Annotated in this window: 15 protein-coding genes; 5 read left to right on the top strand and 10 right to left on the bottom strand. The window is 48.8% G+C overall.

Features of this window, described 5'->3' with window-relative positions:
• Positions 1-7: 7 nt before the first annotated feature.
• A complete protein-coding gene (locus tag LU290_RS09860) occupies positions 8-2,938 on the bottom strand; it encodes a hybrid sensor histidine kinase/response regulator (protein ID WP_277808410.1) in 2,931 nt (976 codons plus the stop codon).
• A gap of 122 nt (positions 2,939-3,060) precedes the next feature.
• On the opposite strand from LU290_RS09860, the gene cysM reads away from it, so the two are divergent.
• The 3 genes from cysM (at position 3,061) to rlmD (ending at position 6,505) form a co-directional block, all read left to right on the top strand.
• Positions 3,061-3,969, top strand: coding sequence for a cysteine synthase CysM (cysM, locus tag LU290_RS09865; protein ID WP_277808411.1), 909 nt, complete (start codon positions 3,061-3,063; stop codon positions 3,967-3,969).
• 231 nt (positions 3,970-4,200) lie between these two features.
• Entirely contained in the window at positions 4,201-4,983 is a 783-nt protein-coding gene (locus LU290_RS09870; protein ID WP_277808412.1) for a 3'-5' exonuclease, read from the top strand.
• A 112-nt stretch (positions 4,984-5,095) separates the two neighbouring features.
• Positions 5,096-6,505 carry a 23S rRNA (uracil(1939)-C(5))-methyltransferase RlmD gene (rlmD, locus tag LU290_RS09875; protein ID WP_277808413.1) on the top strand — a complete coding sequence of 470 codons (1,410 nt, stop codon included), beginning with the start codon at positions 5,096-5,098 and terminating at the stop codon, positions 6,503-6,505.
• A 72-nt stretch (positions 6,506-6,577) separates the two neighbouring features.
• On the opposite strand, the gene LU290_RS09880 is transcribed toward rlmD, so the two are convergent.
• The gene (locus LU290_RS09880) at positions 6,578-8,491 is read right to left on the bottom strand and encodes a DEAD/DEAH box helicase (RefSeq protein WP_277808414.1); all 1,914 of its coding nucleotides are present in this window, start codon (positions 8,489-8,491) and stop codon (positions 6,578-6,580) included.
• Between the two features lie 616 nt (positions 8,492-9,107).
• Between LU290_RS09880 and LU290_RS09885 the strand changes: the two genes are divergently transcribed.
• A complete protein-coding gene (locus tag LU290_RS09885) occupies positions 9,108-11,480 on the top strand; it encodes a RelA/SpoT family protein (protein ID WP_277808415.1) in 2,373 nt (790 codons plus the stop codon).
• Positions 11,481-11,491: 11 nt separating this feature from the next.
• The gene (gene mutM, locus LU290_RS09890; RefSeq protein WP_277808416.1) at positions 11,492-12,358 is read left to right on the top strand and encodes a bifunctional DNA-formamidopyrimidine glycosylase/DNA-(apurinic or apyrimidinic site) lyase; all 867 of its coding nucleotides are present in this window, start codon (positions 11,492-11,494) and stop codon (positions 12,356-12,358) included.
• An 88-nt stretch (positions 12,359-12,446) separates the two neighbouring features.
• On the opposite strand, the gene mscL is transcribed toward mutM, so the two are convergent.
• The 8 genes from mscL to lepB form a co-directional block, all read right to left on the bottom strand.
• The gene (gene mscL / locus LU290_RS09895) at positions 12,447-12,881 is read right to left on the bottom strand and encodes a large conductance mechanosensitive channel protein MscL (RefSeq protein WP_277808417.1); all 435 of its coding nucleotides are present in this window, start codon (positions 12,879-12,881) and stop codon (positions 12,447-12,449) included.
• Positions 12,882-13,072: 191 nt separating this feature from the next.
• Positions 13,073-14,917, bottom strand: coding sequence for a translational GTPase TypA (typA, locus tag LU290_RS09900; RefSeq protein ID WP_277808418.1), 1,845 nt, complete (start codon positions 14,915-14,917; stop codon positions 13,073-13,075).
• A 255-nt stretch (positions 14,918-15,172) separates the two neighbouring features.
• Positions 15,173-16,480 carry an OmpA family protein gene (locus tag LU290_RS09905; protein WP_277808419.1) on the bottom strand — a complete coding sequence of 436 codons (1,308 nt, stop codon included), beginning with the start codon at positions 16,478-16,480 and terminating at the stop codon, positions 15,173-15,175.
• Between the two features lie 314 nt (positions 16,481-16,794).
• Positions 16,795-17,547, bottom strand: a complete 753-nt coding sequence (locus LU290_RS09910) for a pyridoxine 5'-phosphate synthase (protein ID WP_277808420.1) — start codon at positions 17,545-17,547, stop codon at positions 16,795-16,797.
• Between the two features lie 39 nt (positions 17,548-17,586).
• On the bottom strand, positions 17,587-18,357 hold the full coding sequence (gene recO / locus LU290_RS09915; protein WP_277808421.1) for a DNA repair protein RecO: 771 nt from the start codon (positions 18,355-18,357) through the stop codon (positions 17,587-17,589).
• 6 nt (positions 18,358-18,363) lie between these two features.
• A complete protein-coding gene (gene era / locus LU290_RS09920) occupies positions 18,364-19,356 on the bottom strand; it encodes a GTPase Era (protein WP_277808422.1) in 993 nt (330 codons plus the stop codon).
• A gap of 100 nt (positions 19,357-19,456) precedes the next feature.
• Positions 19,457-20,230, bottom strand: a complete 774-nt coding sequence (gene rnc, locus LU290_RS09925) for a ribonuclease III (RefSeq protein WP_277808423.1) — start codon at positions 20,228-20,230, stop codon at positions 19,457-19,459.
• A gap of 41 nt (positions 20,231-20,271) precedes the next feature.
• Complete coding sequence (gene lepB, locus LU290_RS09930) at positions 20,272-21,372, bottom strand: signal peptidase I (RefSeq protein ID WP_277808424.1); 1,101 nt, start codon at positions 21,370-21,372, stop codon at positions 20,272-20,274.
• Positions 21,373-21,379: the final 7 nt, after the last annotated feature.

Here is a 21,379-nt window from a genome sequence, read left to right on the forward strand (position 1 = left end):
CGCACCACTACATCTTCCAATTCATTTTCGTTTCATCCAGCACTTGTCCAGACAAATACGCCTTTAAATCCATCTCATCAAGTGCATCTAAGGCATCGATGAGCGCACGGTAGCTTGGGCGCATGGCGACAAATTCGCTGGCGCTCACCGCCTCGACATCCGCCAGACACAGCTGCTCAAACGCCTCTGCTGCTTGGCGAAGTCTTGGTACGCCTGTGTAGCGAGATGCCCCCACCATGCGGTGCGCCACCTGCGCCAAGCTCTGACGGTCTCTGTCCGCCCACGCTCGCTCCAAAGCCTGCTTTTCTGATTCGGCATTGTGAATGAGCATGGTCAATAGCTTTTCTGCCAAGTCGGCTTTATTTGCCGCACGATTTAGGGCATCTTGCCAATCCACATCAGGTAAGCTGCTTGTGCTCATCTGCGCTGAAGGCATAGGCGTACTGTCCATGACAGGCAAGCTTTCAATCGTCGGTAGTACCTCTGCCTCCCCGACAAGCGTGCCATCATGATGCAGCCAGCGCTCCAAAGTATGCACCAGCTGGGCATGACCGATGGGCTTGCCCACATAGTCGTTCAATCCTGCTGCAACCAATCGCTCTTTTTCATCAGACAAGCCGTGAGCGGTCAAGGCAATGATCGGCACGGCAGCAAAAGCGTGCGCCTGCTCAATCTTACGAATCTGAATACTCGCCTCAAGCCCTGACATCCTAGGCATCTGAATGTCCATAAAAATCAAATCAATCGGCGCACGCTCACCTGCCACCGTCTTAGTCATGATTTCGATGGCATCAAAGCCGCTGCTTGCGGTGACTACTTCAACACCCAGCTCACCAAGCAGCGCTTCGAGCACCAAAAGATTGGGCGGATGATCATCAACCGCCAGCACCTGCACGCCTGCAAATCGTTTTTGTCCCACGGGTTTCGGCGTGGCTTGATTGCAGAGCAGTTCATACAGCTGACGCTTATCCATCGGCTCATAAAGCGCATTGGCATGATACCGCTCCAATAAAGACGCATCCATACCCACCTGATAGCCATACGCCATCAGCCGTCCTTGATAACGCAGACGGATTTGTCTTAAAATCGCCCCGATGTCATCTTGGGCGGCATCTTGCCCAAAGTTATCAACAATCACCCAATCAAAATCATGCTCACCGTCCAGCTGTTCTAGCAAATCCGCCAAGCCAATCGCCTCGGTCATGCTCGCATTCGTCCCTGCCAAAGACGCACGCAGCACCTGCAAGGCAGAAGTGTGATTGATCCACACCAAAATCTTGGTATCCGTAAAATCTGGCGTGGCGGCCGCATCAGGCTCAGGCAGCTCCGTCAGCTCAATCGGCATATCAAACCAAAAAGTCGCCCCAGTCGGCGCCATGTTTTCGCTATTATTATCAAAAAAACCAATCTCACCACCCATCATGAGCGTCAGTTGCTTAGAAATCACCAGTCCAAGCCCTGTGCCACCATAACGGCGGGTCACCGACAAATCTCCTTGGCTAAAATTCTTAAACAGCTGCGTCTTGTCGCTGTCGCTGATGCCTTTGCCCGTATCCTCCACCGCAATGTGCAAATAGCCATCCTTCTCGTCCGACAGACTCACACGCACCACCACACTGCCTGTGTCGGTAAATTTGATGGCATTGCCCACCAAATTGGTTAAAATCTGCTTAACCCGCAAACTGTCACCCACCACCTTGGTCGGCACATCATTATACACAAGCACCGCCAAACGCAAATGCTTTTCAAAGGCGGCAGGCGACAGCATGTCCACGACATCATAAATGGTGGCATACAGGTCAAATTCATGGCGATCAAGCACCAATTTGCCTGCTTCAATTTTTGAAAAATCCAGCACATCATTGACCAAAGCAAGCAGATGGGCGGACGATTTTTTGATGGTTTGTACATATAAGTTTTGCTCGCCAGTCAAATCCTGCTTGCGAGCAAGCAGATTGATAAAGCCGTCAATACTGTTCAAAGGCGTACGCAGCTCATGGCTGATGTTTGCCAAAAATGCTGATTTGGCTTGGCTGGCGGAGACTGCCGCATCACGAGCGTTACGAATGGAGATGTTTTGCATCTCCATCTCATCAAACGCCTGCTGCAAGTCTCGCTCGGTTTCGTCAGCGTGATTTTTTAGTTCATTAAAACTTCTATCAAGTCGTCCAAGTGCCTGCAAAAAATCTCTTTGTAATAAAGAAAACTCGCCATCGGCACGCACGGTGACAGGGTTTGACAAATTAGATGCGTTCAGACGCTGTAAATACAGACGCATTTCATAAATCGGGGCAATCCAACGCTTTGAATAGCTGTTTAAAATCAAAAGCAGCAGCAAAATCGTCAAAAGACCTGTGATCAAAAGTGCAAGCAGCACATGATAATAAGTGATGATGAGCGGCTCCTCGTCCATCTCCACGAACAGCCAGTAGCGGTTGCCCTCAAAGACGATGGGCTTGGCATATGCCGTACCAAAAGCAGTCTTTAAACGCAAAAGATGCTCAGCATTGATATTAAAGCTCGCCCAAGGTGCGCCCGCCTGCACGCCAAGCTCTTGGAGAATCTTACCTTCATGATTCATGACGGCGATGCGCTGCACCCGCTGCTTTCTTCTTTGTTCAAACCCTTCAAGCGCACTGCTTAACGCCCCTGCGCCTTGACGACTTTGCCCATTATCCGTCAGCACTTTGGCGGCGATCATGGCGTCAATCTCGGCAGATTCATTCTGCGTGCTAAGCCACGGCAAGCTAGACTCCACCGCACTTTCATAGCGGAGCAGCGCCGCCTGCGCCAGCACATCTTGCTCGGAGAGTACCGCACGGCGCACTTCGTTAAACACCAAATACCCGCCCACCAACGCCAGCACCACAATCGGCAAAAACACCAGCAAAATCAGCTGTCCGTACGCACTTTTAAAACCAAACCGCAATTTATTCATCAAAAACCATCGCTACAACAAATCCGATTTAGTTTAGCACAGTTTTTGGGCGATTTTTGAAAAAAGAGTGTGCTATAATTGGCGAAATTTTTAATCATTTTAACAAACCTATTGGAACATTCATGACAGATTTCATCCATCAGACCACCATTCTCGCCAACTGTGTCGGGCAAACCCCCTTGGTACAATTAAACCGCCTTGGCAAGGACACGCAGGCGACCTTACTTGCCAAACTAGAAGGCAACAACCCAGCAGGTTCTGTCAAAGACCGCCCTGCTTTTAATATGATTGATAAGGCAGAGCAGCGTGGGCAAATCAAAGCAGGCGATACGCTGATTGAGGCAACCTCTGGCAACACAGGCATTGCCCTTGCGATGGTCGCCGCCATGAAAGGCTACAAAATGACCCTAATCATGCCAAAAAACTCCACCCAAGAACGCAAAGACGCCATGACCGCCTATGGTGCGACCTTGATTGAAGTGGAACAAGGCATGGAAGAGGCACGAGATTTGGCACTACAAATGCAAGCGGACGGACTTGGCATCGTACTAGACCAATTTAATAATGATGACAATAAAGAGGCGCATTATCTGACCACAGGTCCTGAAATCTGGGAGCAAACAGGTGGCAAAATCACCCATTTTGTCAGCTCAATGGGAACGACTGGCACGATCATGGGCGTGAGTAAATTTTTAAAAGAAAAAAACCCTGCCATTCAAGTCATCGGTCTGCAACCAGACGAAACTTCAAGCATTGCTGGCATTCGCAGATGGCCGACAGAGTATCTGCCAGGGATTTTTGATGCGTCATTGGTGGATGTGACGATGGATGTCAATCAAAAAGATGCGGAAATTTATATGCGAAAACTTGCCAAAGAAGAAGGGATTTTTTGTGGGGTGTCGTCAGGCGGTGCAGCATGGGCTGCTCACCAAATCGCCAAAGAAAACCCCAACGCCGTCATCGCTTTCATCGTCTGCGACCGTGGCGACCGCTATCTATCCACAGGGCTGTTTGGCGTGGTGGATGAGTGATGTGTGCTCTTATGCCAGCCGAACCGATAAAGCAATACAGATGATGTAGGCTAGGGAGCTGAGCGTAACCCAATATTTTTTTGTAAGTCTTTGAATTTTTTGGATTTCGCAAGCAGAGCCCAACCTACAACATCACATCATGCTGTGGTAATTTTATTATTCGGTAGATATAGCACCACCCAATTTAAGCCAAAGATTTAAGCCCATAACAAACCCCAACAAGGACAATCCATGAACCAAGTCGCCCCCATTTTGGTGTTTGACATCGAGACCGTGCCTGACCTAGAAACAGGCAAAAGACTGCATCCGAGTATCAGTAAGCTTGATGACGGTGATGCCTTGACCGCTTTGATTGCGATGCGTCAAGCCGAAGCTGGCAACGACTTTATGCGACTGCCCTTGCACAAAATCGCCTGCCTGTCGTTTTTGTGGGTGGAGCATGGGCAATTTACCCTAAAATCGCTCTCGCTCAACGAAATGAGCGAAAAGCAGATTTTGACGACTTTTTTTCGTGCCTTTGCCAAAAAACCCATCTTAGTCAGCTGGAATGGCTCAGGCTTTGACATTCCTGTCCTGCTGTATCGCGCCTTGCACCACAAAATCAGCGCCCCAGCCTTATTCAATGCCGCTCACAAACCTGATTATCTGTACCGCTATGGCGAGATGCACATTGATTTGATGGACAAAATGTCGCTGCACAATGGCTACAACAAACAAAAGCTCGACACCATCGCCGCATTATGCGGTTTTGCAGGCAAAGGCGAAATGGACGGCTCGCAAGTTGTGCCGATGGTACAGGCAGGCGAATGGGAAAAGCTGACCACTTACTGCGAATCTGATGTGCTGAACACTTGGCTGATTTATTTAAGATGGCTAATTTTGATGGGCAAGGCAGACATTGAAGGCTGTGAAATGCTCAGTCGCCACACGCAAGATTTTGTGGCAAGCCTTGTCAATCAAGACGGCACACTGCGACATGAGCGGTTTTTAGAAGTGTGGCAAGAGCCTGTATGACACAGGTTTATTGCATGGCATAAGGATAAATCGACCCCAAGCTTCATGCCAGTTTGTATCATTTTTAAAATTCTATGGGCGAAAGCCCACCAACCAACATCGGCAAGGCAACATGCAACGCAAACATCGCCCAAAAAACCAGCAAAAAAACCCAGCCACACCTGTCACTTTAAGCATTCACGCCCTGACCCATGACGGGCGTGGCATCGCCACTTATGACGAGACACACACCGAGACTGGCAAGCTTGGCAAAAAAGCATTCATTGACTTTGCCCTGCCTGATGAAACGGTGCAGGCAGTCATTCATCGCAGCAAAAAATCCTTCGATGAAGGCGAGGTCATCGACATCGTGACGCCCAGCGACAGACGACAAGCGCCCATTTGTCAGCATTTTGGGGTGTGCGGCGGCTGTAGTTTGCAGCATTTGAATGCAGATGAGCAGATTCTCCACAAGCAATCAGTACTCGCCAACCACCTGCGCCATCATGCCGATGCTGCGCCAGAACATTGGCTACCACCCATCATCGGCGATCGCATCGCTTATCGCACCAAAGCTCGGCTGGGCGTGCGATACCTACCCAAGACAGCTCGTCTGATCGTAGGTTTTCGTGAGCGAGCGAGCAATTTTTTGACCGACATTGACGACTGCCCGATTCTAGATGCACGCATCAATAAACACTTAACCGAGCTCAAAGACACGCTTTTGCGACTGCACGGCAAAGGCGACATTACGCACCTTGAATTTGCTGCCGGTGATGAGCGCTCGCAGGTCGCCATGATTGTCCGCCACTTACAGCCACTTAGCAAAAAAGACCAAACCCTGCTCATTGACTTTTGCCGACGCATTGGCTGGCAGCTGTATTTGCAGCCCAAAGGAGAGGACAGCGTGCATCGCATTGATGGAGAGGGTTCACCAAACAGTCAAACCACGCCGCCGATGGGTGGGCTGTTTTATGCGCTGCCAAAACATCAGCTGACGCTAGAATTTTCGCCGCTGGATTTTACGCAGGTCAATTTATCCGTCAATCGTCAGATGGTCACTCTTGCCTGCACGCTTTTGGATTTGCAGGCAGGTGAGCGAGTGCTGGATTTGTTTTGTGGATTGGGAAATTTTAGCTTAGCCATGGCAAGAAAAGTCGGCGAAACTGGCTTTGTCATCGGTGTCGAAGGCAGCCGCCAGATGGTCGAGCGTGCCGCCATGAACGCCGCCGCCAATGGCATTCATCACACCGAGTTTTACACCCAAGACTTGACTCAGGATTTCTCAGGCGAGCCTTGGGTGGGACAAGTCGACGCCCTACTCATCGACCCGCCACGCTCAGGAGCCAAAGATGTCATGCATTATCTGGGAAAATTTGCCGCCAAGCGCATCGTCTATGTCTCATGTGACCCCGCCACGCTCGCCCGAGACAGCGCACTCATCATCGCACAGGGCTACCGCTTGACGCACGCTGGGGTGATGGATATGTTTTGCCACACAGGGCATGTCGAGAGCATTGTACGCTTTGAAAAGGCAGAATGATCAAGGCTCAAAACTTAAGATCAATCAAAAACCCCAAGAAAATCAATCTCTTGGGGTTTTATCAATGATCAGTTAGGCATCGCCAAATTTGCGCAGCTTTTTCGCCTTTTTTTCTTGACGCTTGGCAAAAAACACCTCTTCAACTGCCTTTGGGCGATGGTTTTTTTGTGGGCGCTCTTTAAACGACTTGCCGCCTGATTTGGTAGATTTTTCAAAGCTTGGCTTATCTTTGCCAAATCGATCGTGTCGATGCGGGTGCTCACTGCGGTCAAAACGACCTTCAAGACGGCTCTCAAAACGCTCACGACGATTGTCATGACGACCTTCAAAACGCTCAGCGCGACCGAAACCACGGTCTTTGCGCTCGTGGCGTTCATCACGCTCAAAGTGACGCTCACCATCAGCACGATAGCCATCGGCACGATAATAGCTATTTTCCTTGCTCTTATAAGGCTTGTCAAATCTACGCTCGCCACGGTTTTGGGTGCGCTCAGCACGGTCAAAACCTCTGTCATCTTTATCAAATTTGGCATAAAAATCCGAGCCATTGCCACGCTCAAAGCGATCGGCACGACCAAAGTTTGGGCGCTCGCCACGATTGTCCTGACGGTCAGCACGACCTTCAAAGCGAGGACGGCTGCCAAAGCGCTCGCCACGAGCCTGACCGTCTCGATCATTGCGGCGGCGATGGCGACCACCCTTGCGGCGTGGCTCATCCATGATCGGTCCGAAGTTGCGGCGTGGTTCTAACCCTTCGACAGTGGCGGTGCTCATGTCACGCTTTAAATAGCGGTTGATGTTGGCGAGCTGTTTGTTGTCATCCAAACTGCACAGATTCATCGCCACGCCCGTGCGACCTGCTCGCCCACAACGCCCGATGCGATGCACATAGTCCTCGACTTGGCGGGGCAGGTCATAATTGACGACATGGCTGATGGCTGAGATGTCGATGCCACGAGCCGCCACATCGGTTGCGATGAGAAAGTCACATTTGCCAGATTTGACATCGCTGATGATGCGATTGCGCTTGCCTTGTGGTAAATCACCGTGCAAATAGCGCGCCTTGTAGCCGACTTCGTTGAGCATATCAGCCAGCTTTTCGGTGCTCATTTTGGTGGCGGTAAAGATCACCGCTTGCTTGATTTCAGGGTTGTTCAGCACTTCCATCAAGATTTTGTTTTTGTGGTGAAAATCATCACAAAAATACACGCTTTCGTCGATGTGCGCCGATTCGACCTTGATGGAGATTTTCTCAGGATTGACGGTAAAGCTCTCGGCGATTTTACCCACCGCACCGTCCCAAGTGGCGGACGACATCACAGTTTGGCGAGACTCTGGGGTATTTTCAAGAATTTCTTTAATATCGTCAGCAAAGCCCATGTCAAGCATACGATCCGCCTCATCGAGCACCAGTACATCAAGCTTAGACAAATCCACTCGCCCCTCACGCATGTGGTCGATCAGGCGACCAGGGGTGGCGATGACGATCTGCACGCCCTTGCGCAGCGCTCGAATCTGCCCGCCATACGGCGCACCGCCCACCAAAGGCACGCTAAATACGCCACGCATTTGGCTACCGTACTTACGCACATTGTCCTGCACCTGCATGGCAAGCTCACGAGTGGGGGTCAAAATCAGTGCCTTGATGGCGGTTTTTTGGTGGCGGTCGTGCGATTTTTGGCTAAAATCGGCAGATTTTTCCACCACTTTTGGCAAAGCCAAGCGATGCAAAATCGGCAACACAAACGCCGCCGTCTTGCCAGAGCCCGTCTGCGCCGACAGCAGCAAATCCCGACCGTTCAATGCGTGCGGAATCGCCCCTGCCTGAATGGGTGTGGGGGTGGTATAGCCGCTTTCGGTGAGCGCTTTTAAGATATTTTTGTGCAGCCCCAGATCTGAAAACTGCAAAGCAGGCTCGTCAGTTTGGGCGGCGTTGGTGTCAGTGTTTGGCAAATCGTTTGGTAAGTCATTTGGTAAATCAGTCATATAAACCTTTATAAAATCAAAACCACCACAGATGAGCCAATTTTTTGTCAAAAAAGACATAACAAACCCAGCAAAAGCTTGGATTTGCGATCAATTGCATTTTGAATTAGGTGGCAGGTGTCGCTTAACCGCTTGTGCAAATCATCCAATAAATATTGGCATACCCACAAGCCAAAATCATCGCGACAGTAAAGACTTATAAAGATCAGAACAGAAAAAAGCCTTTTTGGCTTATCAAGGACTTAATATCATCATGGGTGGATATTTTTAAGATTTATTTAAAAATAAAAAATATCCACATCAAAATCGGTGCGATGTCATCAAAAGCGTGTGTGAATTATTCACAAAGAGCCATTATAGCACAGCTTGGCAAAGTTTGCTTGGGTTTTTGAAAATAAAAAATGAGCATCTTGGGCGATTCGGCTTAATTTTGTAGAAATTTTTGGCAATTTTCAAAAAAAATTTACAAAAGTGCTTCTAATGCCTGAACAACAATTTAAGAAAGTTTTGAAAAATCCTGTTTTTCGCCTTTTAAATTGAGCCACAAAATGCCATAATAGTGAACAATTATAATCATAACGCAGTGAACAGTTTTTGCAATTACAAGGACACAACCGTGGTACAGATTCGTGAAGGCTTGCCGCTACTGAGTGGCGAAAATAGCGACACCGACAGCGCAGCTTTGACCGCCAGCATGGTCGCCAAGGAACTGCACCCAGATTTTAAGGCGCAGCTTGCCAATCCAAAACTCAAAACCGCTCTCGACCACTCCGAGGAAACCCAAACGCCTTCAACGCTCAGCGAGGCGGACATCGATGTCAAGACCTGGCTTAGTGCTGTCGCAGCACGCATCGGCAAGGACGAGCTGCCTTTGTTGCAGCGTGCTTGCGAATTTGTCCAAATCCAGTCCAACAAACCCCACGCCAGCCGCTCTGGTGCTTATGCCACGGGCATCGGCATGGCGGACATTTTGGCGTATCTGTTCCAAGACGAAAACGCACTGGTCGCAGCCATGCTGTATCGCACCGCACGGCGAGAGCTGGTGAGCATCGAGACCATCGCTCAGCATTTTGGTCAAGACATCGCCCATTTGGTCGAAGACACGCTGGCGATGGGGCGGCTGTCTGAGAGCATCGAGGAAAACAAGCGCCTAGAAGATTATTTTGAAAGCGAGCAGCGAGATCAACTGTCCACCATTTATAGCATGCTCATCAGCACTACCAATGATGTGCGAGCAGTACTCATCAAGCTTGCCGAGCGCACCTTTGCCATGCGTGAGCTGTCTTTTGCACCGCCTGATCGGCAAAAGCGGGTCGCTCGTGAGGTGATGACCATCTATGCACCGCTTGCCCATCGCCTTTCTATCGCTCAATTAAAATGGGAGCTTGAAGATCTTGCCTTTCGCTACCTTGCGCCCGATGAATACAAAAAAATCGCCAGTCTTTTGTCTGAAAAACGCAGCGAGCGAGAAAGCTACATCAAAACTGTGCAAGAAGACCTAAGCCAAGCCCTTGCCAAAGCAGGCATCAAAGCGGAAGTCTCTGGGCGTGTCAAACACATCTACTCCATCTGGCGTAAGATGAAAAAGAAAAACCTGTCTTTCGATCAGCTTTACGACATCCGAGCCTTGCGTGTGCTTGTCAATACCAATGCCGAATGCTACCACACGCTTGGCGTGGTGCATGGGCTTTGGCGGCACATTCCAGAGCAGTTTGACGACTACATCACCAACCCAAAACCCAACGGCTACAAGAGCCTGCACACCGCCGTCATCGCCAATCAGCGTACGCTTGAAGTGCAGATTCGTACGATGGACATGCACTTTGAGGCTGAGCTTGGCAAGGCGGCGCATGTCAATTATAAAGAAGGTCTAAAAGCCAAAAAAGACGACTATCTGACCCAAAAAATCAGCTCGCTGCGTCAGCTGCTCAGCAACGACAAGAGCGAGGTCAGCACAGACGGCGAAGATGAGCTTGACCTTGAAAACTCCGAACGCATCTATGTGTTCAGCCGTGATGGTGACATCACCGAGCTGCCAAAAGGGGCGACCGTGCTTGACTTTGCGTATTATGTGCATACCGAGGTGGGCAACCGAGCCCAAGGCGCACGGGTCAATGGACGCTATGTACCGCTCACACATCAGCCCAAGACGGGCGATCAAGTTGAGATCATCACTAAGTCTAGCCGTGAACCAAATCGAGACTGGCTGGTAGCAAGTCTTGGCTACATTCACACCGCACGAGCCAAATCCAAGCTGCGCCAGTGGTTCAATCGCCAAGACAGGGACAAAAACATCGAGACAGGTCGTGCCATGCTCTTGCGCGAGCTTGACCGCCTATCCATCAGCCCAAGCCAAGTCAATCTGTCTGAACACCTAGAAGAATTTAATGCCAGAAATGAAGAAGACCTATTCATCTCGCTGGTGATCGGTGAGGTGAGCGCTGTGCAGCTGGTCGGCAAAATCGCCAACAAGCTCAGCCTAAACACCCCAGCTGCTGACGAAGACACCATTGACATCAAAGCCCCCACCAGACCGAACAAATACCGCATCGATCTAGAAGGCTTTGACAATGTCGATGTGCATCTGGCGGGGTGCTGCACGCCTGTGCATGGCGAGCCGATTGCAGGCTTTGTCACCCTATCAAACGGCATCAGCATCCATCACGCCACCTGCGCCGAATACCTAAGGCTCATCGAAAAAGAGCCTGAGCGCCAAGTCAAGGCAGATTGGCAAGAAAACTTTGGGCGGTATCAGCCTGTGACCATTTTGGTAGAGGCGCACAATCAGCGAGGCATCTTGCGTGATCTGGTGAACATCATCGACAAAGAAAAGGTCAATATCCACCGTGCTGAGACCGTCGCATCAGACGACGCCATCAGCCAGATGAAGTTTTATGTTGAGGTGGCAGGACTGGCTCACTTATCACGCCTGCTTGCCAAAATCGAGCAGCAGCCCAATGTGCTGCACGCCAGACGCAGCGTCAGCTAATAGGTAAGAGTATGCCAGAATTACCAGAAGTCGAAACCACCAAAGCCAGCCTAGACCCCCTACTTGGACAAGCCGTCAGCGGTGTACAAATCCACCATCACAAACTTCGCTACCCAATCCCTGATGATTTGGGCAGTTTGGTGGGTTTTGTCTTACAAAGCGTCGAGCGGCGTGCCAAATATCTGCTGCTTCATTTTTATCATCAGCCAGACAACCGCAGAAAGGTGCTACTCATTCACTTGGGTATGTCAGGCAGTTTACAGCAGCACACGCACCACGAACTTCGCAAGCACGACCATCTGGTGCTAGAATTTGGCGATGTGTGGCTGCATTATCACGACCCACGCCGTTTTGGTATGATTTTATGGGTGGAAAACGATGATTATATCGACACGCCTGACACGCACGAGCGGTTTTTGACACACTTGGGTCCTGAACCGCTGAGCGATGCGTTTGATGATGGCTATTTACACCGTGTGATTTTTAAAAACTTTAAAAACAAAGCCATCGCCAAACCCATCAAATCGCTCATTATGGAGCAGTCGGTGGTTGTGGGCGTGGGCAATATTTATGCCGCCGAGAGCTTGTTTCTCTCACGCATCCACCCTGCCACACCTGCCAATCATCTGGACGCAAATCAGCTTGCCACATTGACCCAGCACATCAAGGCGATTTTGGCTCGGGCAATCAAGCAAGGCGGTTCTACCCTAAGAGATTTTACGGTAGGTAGTGGCAAAACGGGCTATTTTCAGCAGACGCTGCTCGTCTATGGGCGAGACGGTCAGCCCTGCACCGAGTGCGGCACTGTATTAGAAAATCAAAAAATCGCAGGACGAGCCAGCGTCTATTGTCCGCATTGTCAACCGCTGATGCCTTGATTGCGATGGATTGAATTTAAAATCTACACCAAAAAACGCCCTGCTCACGAATGAACAAGGCGTTTTTTAGATTTGGCAAATGCTCACATTATCTGCGCTCGCCAAGCTTAGCACTGATCTCACGCAGTAGCAACACTTCTTCTGATGGCTCTTCTGGTGCTGTTGGCTCTTCTGCCTTGCGGCGCAGACGGTTCATGCCTTTTACCATCATAAAGATGATGAACGCTAGGATGATGAAATTGATCACCACAGTGATGAAGTTACCGTAGGCAAGCATCGCCACGCCCGCTTCTTTTAACGCCGCATAGCTGCTTGCATCGACGCCCGCAGGTACGCTGCCCAGCACGACAAACATGTTTGAAAAATCAAAGCCGCCAAAAATCGCGCCCACCAAAGGCATGATGATGTCTTCGACCAATGAAGTGGTGATTTTGCCGAATGCAGCGCCGATGATCACACCGACCGCCAGATCCATCACATTGCCTTTTAGGGCAAATTCTTTAAATTCTTGCATCATACTCATGATAAATACTCTCACTAAACCCATCAGGGAAAATTGTTCAAAAAAAACAAAAGCGCCCAACCAGTAGGCACTTTTGTTCCAATCAAATATTGATTATGCTTTCAAAGTGGCGTAATTGTATCACATTTTCCCATCGTTATTGTAGCGTTTGATGATAAGTGTGTGAAGTTTTGTTAATACGCCTTTTAAAATCAGTCTTTTTTACGACCAAAACGCTTGCGCTCGTTCTCGGTCAAATAACGCTTACGAATACGGATCGATTTTGGCGTTACCTCCACCAGCTCGTCATCTTCGATGAATTCTAGGGCTTGCTCTAGCGTGTATTCTAGGGCAGGTGTTAGGATGATCGCATCGTCAGAGCCAGACGCACGAATGTTGGTCAGCTGTTTTGCTTTGGTTGGGTTCACCACCATGTCGTCAGAACGAGAGTTGATACCCACGATCATACCTTCATACACTTCAAGCTGCGGCTTGGCAAACAGACGGCCACGCTCTTGCAAGCTGAACAACGCATAGCCCAAGCAAGTACCTGTTACCATAGACACTAACACGCCGTTTTGACGCTTGGCGACCGAACCTTCTTTGGCAGGACCATAATGACTAAAGCTTGAAGTCATGATGCCTGTACCGCTGGTCATCGTCAAAAATGCTGAACGAAAACCAATCAAACCACGAGACGGCACAGTCGCTTCAATACGGATACGACCTTTGCCATCAACTTCCATATTGGTCAGCTCGCCCTTGCGTTCGCCCATCTCTTGCATGACCGCACCTTGATGCTGCTCTTCAACATCAAAGGTAACATTTTCATAAGGCTCGCACATCACGCCATCAATTTCTTTCATGATCACTTGCGGACGAGATACACCAAGTTCAAAGCCTTCACGACGCATATTTTCAATGAGCACCGACAAATGCAGCTCGCCACGACCAGAAACTTTGAATTTTTCTGGGCTGTCGGTATCTTCAACACGCAAAGCGACATTATGAATCAGCTCACGGTCAAGACGCTCACGGATATTACGAGAAGTAACAAATTTACCTTCTTTACCTGCAAACGGACTGTCGTTTACTTGGAAAGTCATCGATACAGTCGGCTCATCCACCGAAAGCGCTGGCAATGCCTCGACATTTTGTGGATCACAGATGGTGTCTGAGATGTTTAGGCTGTCTAGACCCGTGACACACACGATGTCGCCTGCTTGTGCAAAATCAACATCAACTCGTTCAAGGCCGTGATAGCCCATGATTTTTAGGATACGACCATTGCGTTTGTTACCATCTTTGTCAATCACGGTAACTGGCGTGTTGGTCTTGATTGAGCCACGCTGAATGCGACCCACACCGATGACACCCACAAAGCTGTTATAGTCTAGGCTTGAGATTTGCATTTGGAATGGACCATCAACATCGACCTTTGGTGGCTCAACGATGTCCACGATGGTTTCAAACAGTGGCGTCATATCGCTTGACAGGTTGTCAGGCTCAAGACCTGCGATGCCGTTAATACCAGACGCATAAACAATTGGGAAATCCAGCTGTTCATCAGTCGCACCAAGGCTGTCAAACAGGTCAAATACTTGGTCAATTACCCAATCAGCACGCGCGGCTGGCTTGTCAATTTTGTTGATGATGACGATTGGTTTTAGACCACGAGCGAAGGCTTTTTGGGTAACAAAGCGAGTTTGTGGCATTGGACCTTCTTGACTATCCACCAGTAACAGCACGCAATCCACCATACTCATCACACGCTCTACCTCGCCACCGAAGTCAGCGTGGCCTGGGGTATCCACGATATTAATGCGGTATTCGGTGCCAGTGCGAGAATCTGTCCATTTGATGGCGGTATTCTTCGCCAAAATGGTAATGCCACGCTCCGATTCTAGGGCGTTTGAGTCCATCACGCGTTCGATTTCGCCTGAGCGTTCGCCCAATGCACCAGATTGCTGAAGAAGTTTATCAACTAGGGTAGTTTTACCGTGGTCAACGTGAGCAATGATTGCGATGTTACGCAGATTTTTAATGTCGTTCGTCATACATACTCGTTTAAAATAAGAATGCTAAATAAGCAAAATGATTGAAAGTCCCGCCTTTTTATTACATCAACGATCAATAAAAGGCTTGGCACTCATATCGTGAAATGACACAACGATAAACATCAATCAAGCTGCCCATCACAATAAGAGAAATCATTCATTATACCACGCTTTCGTCCTAAGTAAAAGACGAGCAATAAAATAAAAAGAACCGCCAAAATGACGGTTCTTTTTGCATTTCAATCGAAAGACTGATTATTGTACGATCATGTCTTTGGTTTGCTCAACAGTCGTGGTTTTGTTACCAGTAGTTTTAACTACTACACGACGGTTCAACACACGACCTGCTTCAGTGTCGTTAGATTCGATTGGTTGGTTGAAACCATAGCCAACAGCGCTTAGACGGTTTGGAGCGATGCCAAACTCGTTAGTTAGCATTGCTTTAACAGCGTTTGCACGAGCTTCTGATAGGCGTTGGTTGTAACGAGCGCTTGAACGGTTGCTGTCTTTAGATGCGTGACCTTCAACAACAGCAGTTGCGTTCGGGAATTCACGCATTGCTTGTGCAACTTTTGCTACTTCGCTGCGATATTGATCTTTGATCACAGACTTGTCACGGTCAAAGAATACGCGTGGAGCGATGTTTAGTTGCTCGTTTACATTGACTTGTTGTGGGCAGCCTTGAGCGTCAACAACAACATTTACTTGTGAGCCAGGCGCACCTACGCAAGCGTCAAGATGATCTGGAACACCGTCGCCGTCAACATCAACTACTGTGTCTTCTAGGATAACAGGAGCAACAGGCTCAACCAAAACAGGAACTACCGCAGCAGCTGGTGCTAGACGACCGCCCAGAGTTACTTCTAGACCTGCCAGTGCTTTACCTTGAGTCCAGCTGTTGTCTAGGTTGTGCTCAGCACGCACTTCACCACGAAGTGCTAGGGCGTCATTGATTAGGTAGCGTGCACCTAGACCTAGGTTAGCGATGGTGTCTTTGCCAGCGTCAGCAACTACTGAACCTGCGTCAACTTGACCAGTTAGACCAGTTTGGGTAGCACCATTGTTAGCGATATATGCAGTATCGTTTTCGATGCTGGTTTTTTGCATGCCAGCACCAACCAATACATATGGCTTGAACTTGCTAGCTGCATTGTAGCCAGAGAACTGCTCAGTACCGATTAGGAAGTTTGCAGAGATGTTCTCTTGCTCAGCACTGAAACGGTTTCGAGCATCAGCATAGTAAGAATCTTCTGAAGCACGCGCTGATGCGTTGGTCACGCCGTATTCAACTTGAAGTTGAGTAGATGGCGTAAGCTCAACACCTAGTGCTAGACCAGTGTATAGGTCGCTTTTTAGTGCTACGCCACCGTTTGCTGGGTTGCCAACATCGGCATTACGCTCGTCGTTTAGTTGACGACCAGTTTCAAAAAGACGGCGTTGCTTTTCAGCAGCTGCATCTTCTTGTACATAGTTGTAACCGATAAGCGGGGTTACAGTTACGCCAGCAGAAGCGGCGGTCGCTGCAGTAGCAAGTACTGCGATTGCGATCTTATTTAGTTTCATAACTTCCTCCAAAGGAATGGTTGGGGTTTAATTAATTATGTAACATAATATTACTATGGCATATTCTACCACTAAGTTGTCGGATTTGCCAACTAAATTTAGCAGCAAATCCATCATTTTAGGCAGATTTGCCTAGCTTAACGGCATTTTTAGAAAAAAACAACCTTTTTTTAGTCATTGCTACACAATGTTACATAAACATGCTGATTTTTTACAAAACCGTCTCAGCCATGACACTTCATGGCTTGCGCCGCCACTGGCGTTGATTCAGAAAAAAGAATTCATCAGCAGGCACGCTATTTTAGCACAGTTTTTTAAAGTTTGTCAGGCGTCTTTGCAAAAGCCGCACGCATTTTTATGACCGCTTGGTCAAGTCCGACAAACACCGCATCAGCGATGATACTATGACCGATGTTTAATTCGTGAATGCCCTCAATCTGAGCAATCGGTGCAACATTATCACAAGTCAGCCCATGCCCTGCATTGATGAGCATTTTATCGGTTTTGGTTTTGGCGTATTGTACCGCTGTTTTTATTCGCTCAAGCTCGCCTGCACTCGCCGCCAAATCCTTTGCCAAATCTGCATGAGCATACGCCCCTGTGTGTAGTTCAATGGCGTCTGCCCCAAGTGCGATCGCCGTATCAATTTGATGAACATCTGGGTCAATGAACAGCGACACCAAAATCCCCGCCGCTTGCAATTTACCGACAAATTCAGGCAAATTGGGCAAATTCGCCACATCAAGACCGCCTTCGGTGGTGACCTCCTCTCGCTTTTCTGGGACAAGGCATACCCAAGCTGGCTTGACATCCAAAGCAATGGCAAGCATTTCATCAGTAACCGCCATTTCAAGGTTCATGCGAGTTTTTAGCACTGGTTTCATCGCATAGACATCAGCGTCTTTGATGTGACGGCGATCTTCTCTAAGATGGAGTGTAATGCCGTCTGCCCCTGCCTGCTCACAAATGAGCGCCGCCTCAATAGGACAAGGATAATGCACGCCTCGTGCGTTACGCAGTGTGGCGACATGGTCAATATTCACGCCCAAAAGCGGTAGCGTTGCCATAGAATTTCCTCTTATGATCGTCAGTTTATGATTTAGGTTTTATGATTGTTGGGTTTGTTGGGTTAAAAATCCCAAACTCTGTCTCCAAAGTTTGCGACTGTTCAAGGGCTTGTATTCCAAAAGATAATCCATCACTTCTTTTTGCAGTTGCCCAAATTCATCAAGTTTATCCGCAAAAATCTGCGGCTCATCGCCCGCCTGCCCCATCAAGAGCAAATCCGCCCCCAAATACGCCACACGACTTACCCTTTTGCCAACATCTGCTGCCTGATGAATGGCGGTAGAGCGAATCGGCACAAAGCCCATCTCAGGGACAAAACGATAATACTCATCATGGATAATCGCACCGCCCAAGCCATCGCACGCAAAGTCAATGCTCACACCAAGCTCGGCAAACAACGCCCGCTCAAACCGTCTAAGCGCCGCCTTCATCATGGGCATGGTCTCATCTTGGGCAGAACTCAACGCTCGCAAAATCAGCACTTCGTCATGATATGCCTGCCAAAGCATGGGGCAAGCATTTTCTAGTACCAGCAGGCGACACAGCACTTCATTCATATAAAGCAAAGCATATTGCGAGCGTCCTGTCATGGGCGACAAAGCAAACTGAGCATCAGGCTGAATTTGGCTAAAAGTTTTTAGGGCGTTTTTGCCTGTGGCGAATAACGCAATTGGCACAAAAGACGGCACACCGCGCACGCCCACGCCATGCACCATGCCAAATTCACGAGTGAAAAACTGATAAATCGCTCGCTTTTCTTGGTAGGCTCTGGCGTGTAGCGCATAGCCTGTCAAAGGTTGTTGTCGCAAAACGAATCAATACCCCAAACTGTTTAACGCACGCTCATCGTCCGACCAGCCTTTTTTGACTTTCACCCACAAAGTCAGCATGATTTTGCGGTCAAACAGCTTTTCCATGTCCTGTCTGGCTTCAATGCCAACTTGCTTAATGCGACTGCCTTTATCGCCGATGACGATGGTTTTTTGCCCTGCTCGCTCCACAAAAATGGTCGCATCAATGAAAGTAACTGCGCGTCGCCACTTGCCTGTTTCAGGGTCTTTGTGGGCAGGCTCATCTTTAAAAGTGTCAATCTGCACGGTCAAATCATAAGGCACTTCATCGCCAGAAGTTCGCATGATTTTCTCACGAATGATTTCACTTGCCAAAAAACGCTCCGAGCGGTCGGTAATCTGCTCAGGATCAAAAATCGGCGGACGCGTCGGCAAAAACTGCCCAATTACCGATTTTAGACGATCCAAATTATGCCCACGCAACGCCGAAACTGGCAAAATGTCCGCAAAATCAAAGCTCTCATTAAAACTTTCAATCACAGGCAACATCTGCGATTTGTCCTTGACGGTGTCAGATTTATTGATCACCAGCACCACAGGCAGGCTGGTCGCTGACAATTTCTCCAAAGTCAATAAATCATCTTCTCGCCACTGCAAGCCATCAACCACAAACAGCACCAAATCCACATCAGACAAGGCAGACACCGCCGCTTTGTTCATGCGCTCGTTGATCGCTTTGACTTCTTTGGCATGAATGCCGGGGGTATCCACGAACACGATTTGCATGTCTTCATCGGTCAAAATGCCGTGAATGCGGTGGCGAGTGGTCTGTGGTTTGCGTGAAGTGATGGAGAGTTTTTGTCCAAGCAAATGGTTCATCAAAGTAGATTTGCCCACATTGGGTCTGCCTACGATGGCCACAAAACCTGCACGAAATTCATCGCTGATGGTGGCAGGCTGGCTCTCAAAAAACGATGCGATCAAGTCATCGTTTTGTACAGATTGATTATCGGTCATATTTTTCCTTGTTATCAGCCAAATCAAAAAGTCATTTTGTCTGTTATTAAAACACAAAACCGCCCATTTTAAAAGGCGGATGTGTCAAAGTAGATCTTCATCATGGCGTGGTGCGAGTTTTGTTGAGCTGATTGATCATCAGTTCAGCGCATTTTTGTTCAGCAATGCGGCGTGATTCACCCGTCTGAGTGATGGCGTCAATACCCGCCAGATTCACACGGCAAGTCACAACAAAGGTTTGATTGGGGGCATTGCCGATGATTTCGTCCAGCTCATAAGTGGGCAGCGCCATGCGATTGCCTTGTAGCCACTCTTGTAGGCGAGATTTGGCATCTTTTAACACCTTCTCTTCACCCACTTCCAAAATCAGCGACTCATACCAAGTTTTGATCAGCTCTTTGACCAAATTCATGTCGTTGCTGTCCAAATACACCGCCGCCACGACAGCCTCCACCGCATCCGCCAAAATGGACGCACGATGACGACCACCACCTTTTCGCTCGCCCACACCCAAAATCAGATGGCGAGACAATTCTAGCTGCTCGGCGATTTGTACCAGTGTTTCTTGACGGACAAGCGTGGCACGCATACGGGTCAATTTTCCCTCATCATGGCGGGGAAAATGCAAAAACAACGCCTCAGCGATGACCATGCCAAGCAATGCGTCGCCCAAAAATTCAAGGCGTTCATAGCTTGCCTTGGGATTATAAGAACGGTGTGTCAGCGCCCGTCTCAGATGCTCCACATCTTTAAATACATAGCCCAATTTGTCAAACAGCACAGGCAATCCCTGCTCGAAGCTGGCAAAATGCGGCTGCCTATCAAGCGCACTGATCTTCTGCGCTTTGGCATTTGATTGATTTGAATCGGTCATCACTTATCCGTATGATTGTCCATAAAAAACATAAAATTGCATCAGTTGATCGCACCTGCTCTGTCAAAGCTTGGTAGCTTAAAGCCTGCGTCTTTGTGCATCCAAATGTAGGTCGCCTTGCCAGACAGATTTGCCTCTGGCACAAAGCCCCAGTAGCGAGAATCCTGACTGCTGTCTCGGTTGTCACCTAACACAAAATACCGACCCTCAGGCACCCGCACCGTCCACTCTCTACCCTCCGAAGTGATCACTTCTGGGGCATTTTCTTGTAAAAATTTTCCGCCAGCTGCCGAATTGATGTCACCCAAATAACGCACAAGATACTGATGGCTACCCAAGTTTTCTTGATAATAGTGCGCAAATTTCTCTTCTTCATGTCCAAATCGGCTGCGCTCTTCGTCGCTAAATACATGGCTGTCAATCTGAGCTGGCAAAAGCTTAGCGATGAACTCATCACCCATTTGATGCGTGGTCTTTTCGGTGGCGACCACCTCGCCATTGACGGAAAGCACGCCATCTTTAAAGCTGATGATGTCATTAGGCAAGCCGATCACACGCTTGATGTAGTACATATTTGGCTGCACAGGATAGCGAAACACCGCCACATCGCCACGCTCAGGACTGCCTGTCTCCAAAATTTTGGTGTGCGTCAGCGGCAGACGAAGTCCGTAGGATGCTTTATTAACAATGATAAAATCACCCGTGTGCAAAGTCGGCACCATTGAGCTTGATGGAATGTTAAACGGCTCAATCACAAACGCACGCACCAGCACAATCACCAATAAAATCGGCAAAAATTCATACGCCCAACGCACCAGTACATTTTCATGGCTTGCGTCTTTATCAGCCTTGGCAAGCAGAAGTTCTCGCTTGGCGGCTTGATGCGCCTGATGCGCCTCTTGAATGTCCGACGGCGTGTTGGCTGTCGGCACAAAATCATCGGCAGCGACTGTGATGCGATGCTGTGCTAGGGTATTTTTTAGGGCGGCTTGGCGTGCTGACAGCTGAGTCTGAGCAAGCTTAACTCGCTGATCGGACACCTTGACGGCACGGTGCTGCCTTAGGGCAAATTTATCCACCAGCCACACCAATAAAAAGATCAGCGTCACAGGCACCAATATCAAATTAATGTCAAAATTCACAAACCAC

The organism is Moraxella nasibovis (assembly GCF_029581575.1).
Classification (GTDB): Bacteria; Pseudomonadota; Gammaproteobacteria; order Pseudomonadales; family Moraxellaceae; genus Moraxella; species Moraxella nasibovis.

Coding starts and splice junctions, on each gene's coding strand:
- LU290_RS09910 (WP_277808420.1), bottom strand. CDS start 17,547: ATGGCAACGCTACCGCTTTTGGGCGTGAATATTGACCATGTCGCCACA.
- mutM (WP_277808416.1), top strand. CDS start 11,492: ATGCCAGAATTACCAGAAGTCGAAACCACCAAAGCCAGCCTAGACCCC.
- LU290_RS09860 (WP_277808410.1), bottom strand. CDS start 2,938: ATGAATAAATTGCGGTTTGGTTTTAAAAGTGCGTACGGACAGCTGATT.
- rnc (WP_277808423.1), bottom strand. CDS start 20,230: ATGACCGATTCAAATCAATCAAATGCCAAAGCGCAGAAGATCAGTGCG.
- rlmD (WP_277808413.1), top strand. CDS start 5,096: ATGCAACGCAAACATCGCCCAAAAAACCAGCAAAAAAACCCAGCCACA.
- LU290_RS09870 (WP_277808412.1), top strand. CDS start 4,201: ATGAACCAAGTCGCCCCCATTTTGGTGTTTGACATCGAGACCGTGCCT.
- typA (WP_277808418.1), bottom strand. CDS start 14,917: ATGACGAACGACATTAAAAATCTGCGTAACATCGCAATCATTGCTCAC.
- cysM (WP_277808411.1), top strand. CDS start 3,061: ATGACAGATTTCATCCATCAGACCACCATTCTCGCCAACTGTGTCGGG.
- LU290_RS09905 (WP_277808419.1), bottom strand. CDS start 16,480: ATGAAACTAAATAAGATCGCAATCGCAGTACTTGCTACTGCAGCGACC.
- LU290_RS09880 (WP_277808414.1), bottom strand. CDS start 8,491: ATGACTGATTTACCAAATGACTTACCAAACGATTTGCCAAACACTGAC.
- era (WP_277808422.1), bottom strand. CDS start 19,356: ATGACCGATAATCAATCTGTACAAAACGATGACTTGATCGCATCGTTT.
- mscL (WP_277808417.1), bottom strand. CDS start 12,881: ATGAGTATGATGCAAGAATTTAAAGAATTTGCCCTAAAAGGCAATGTG.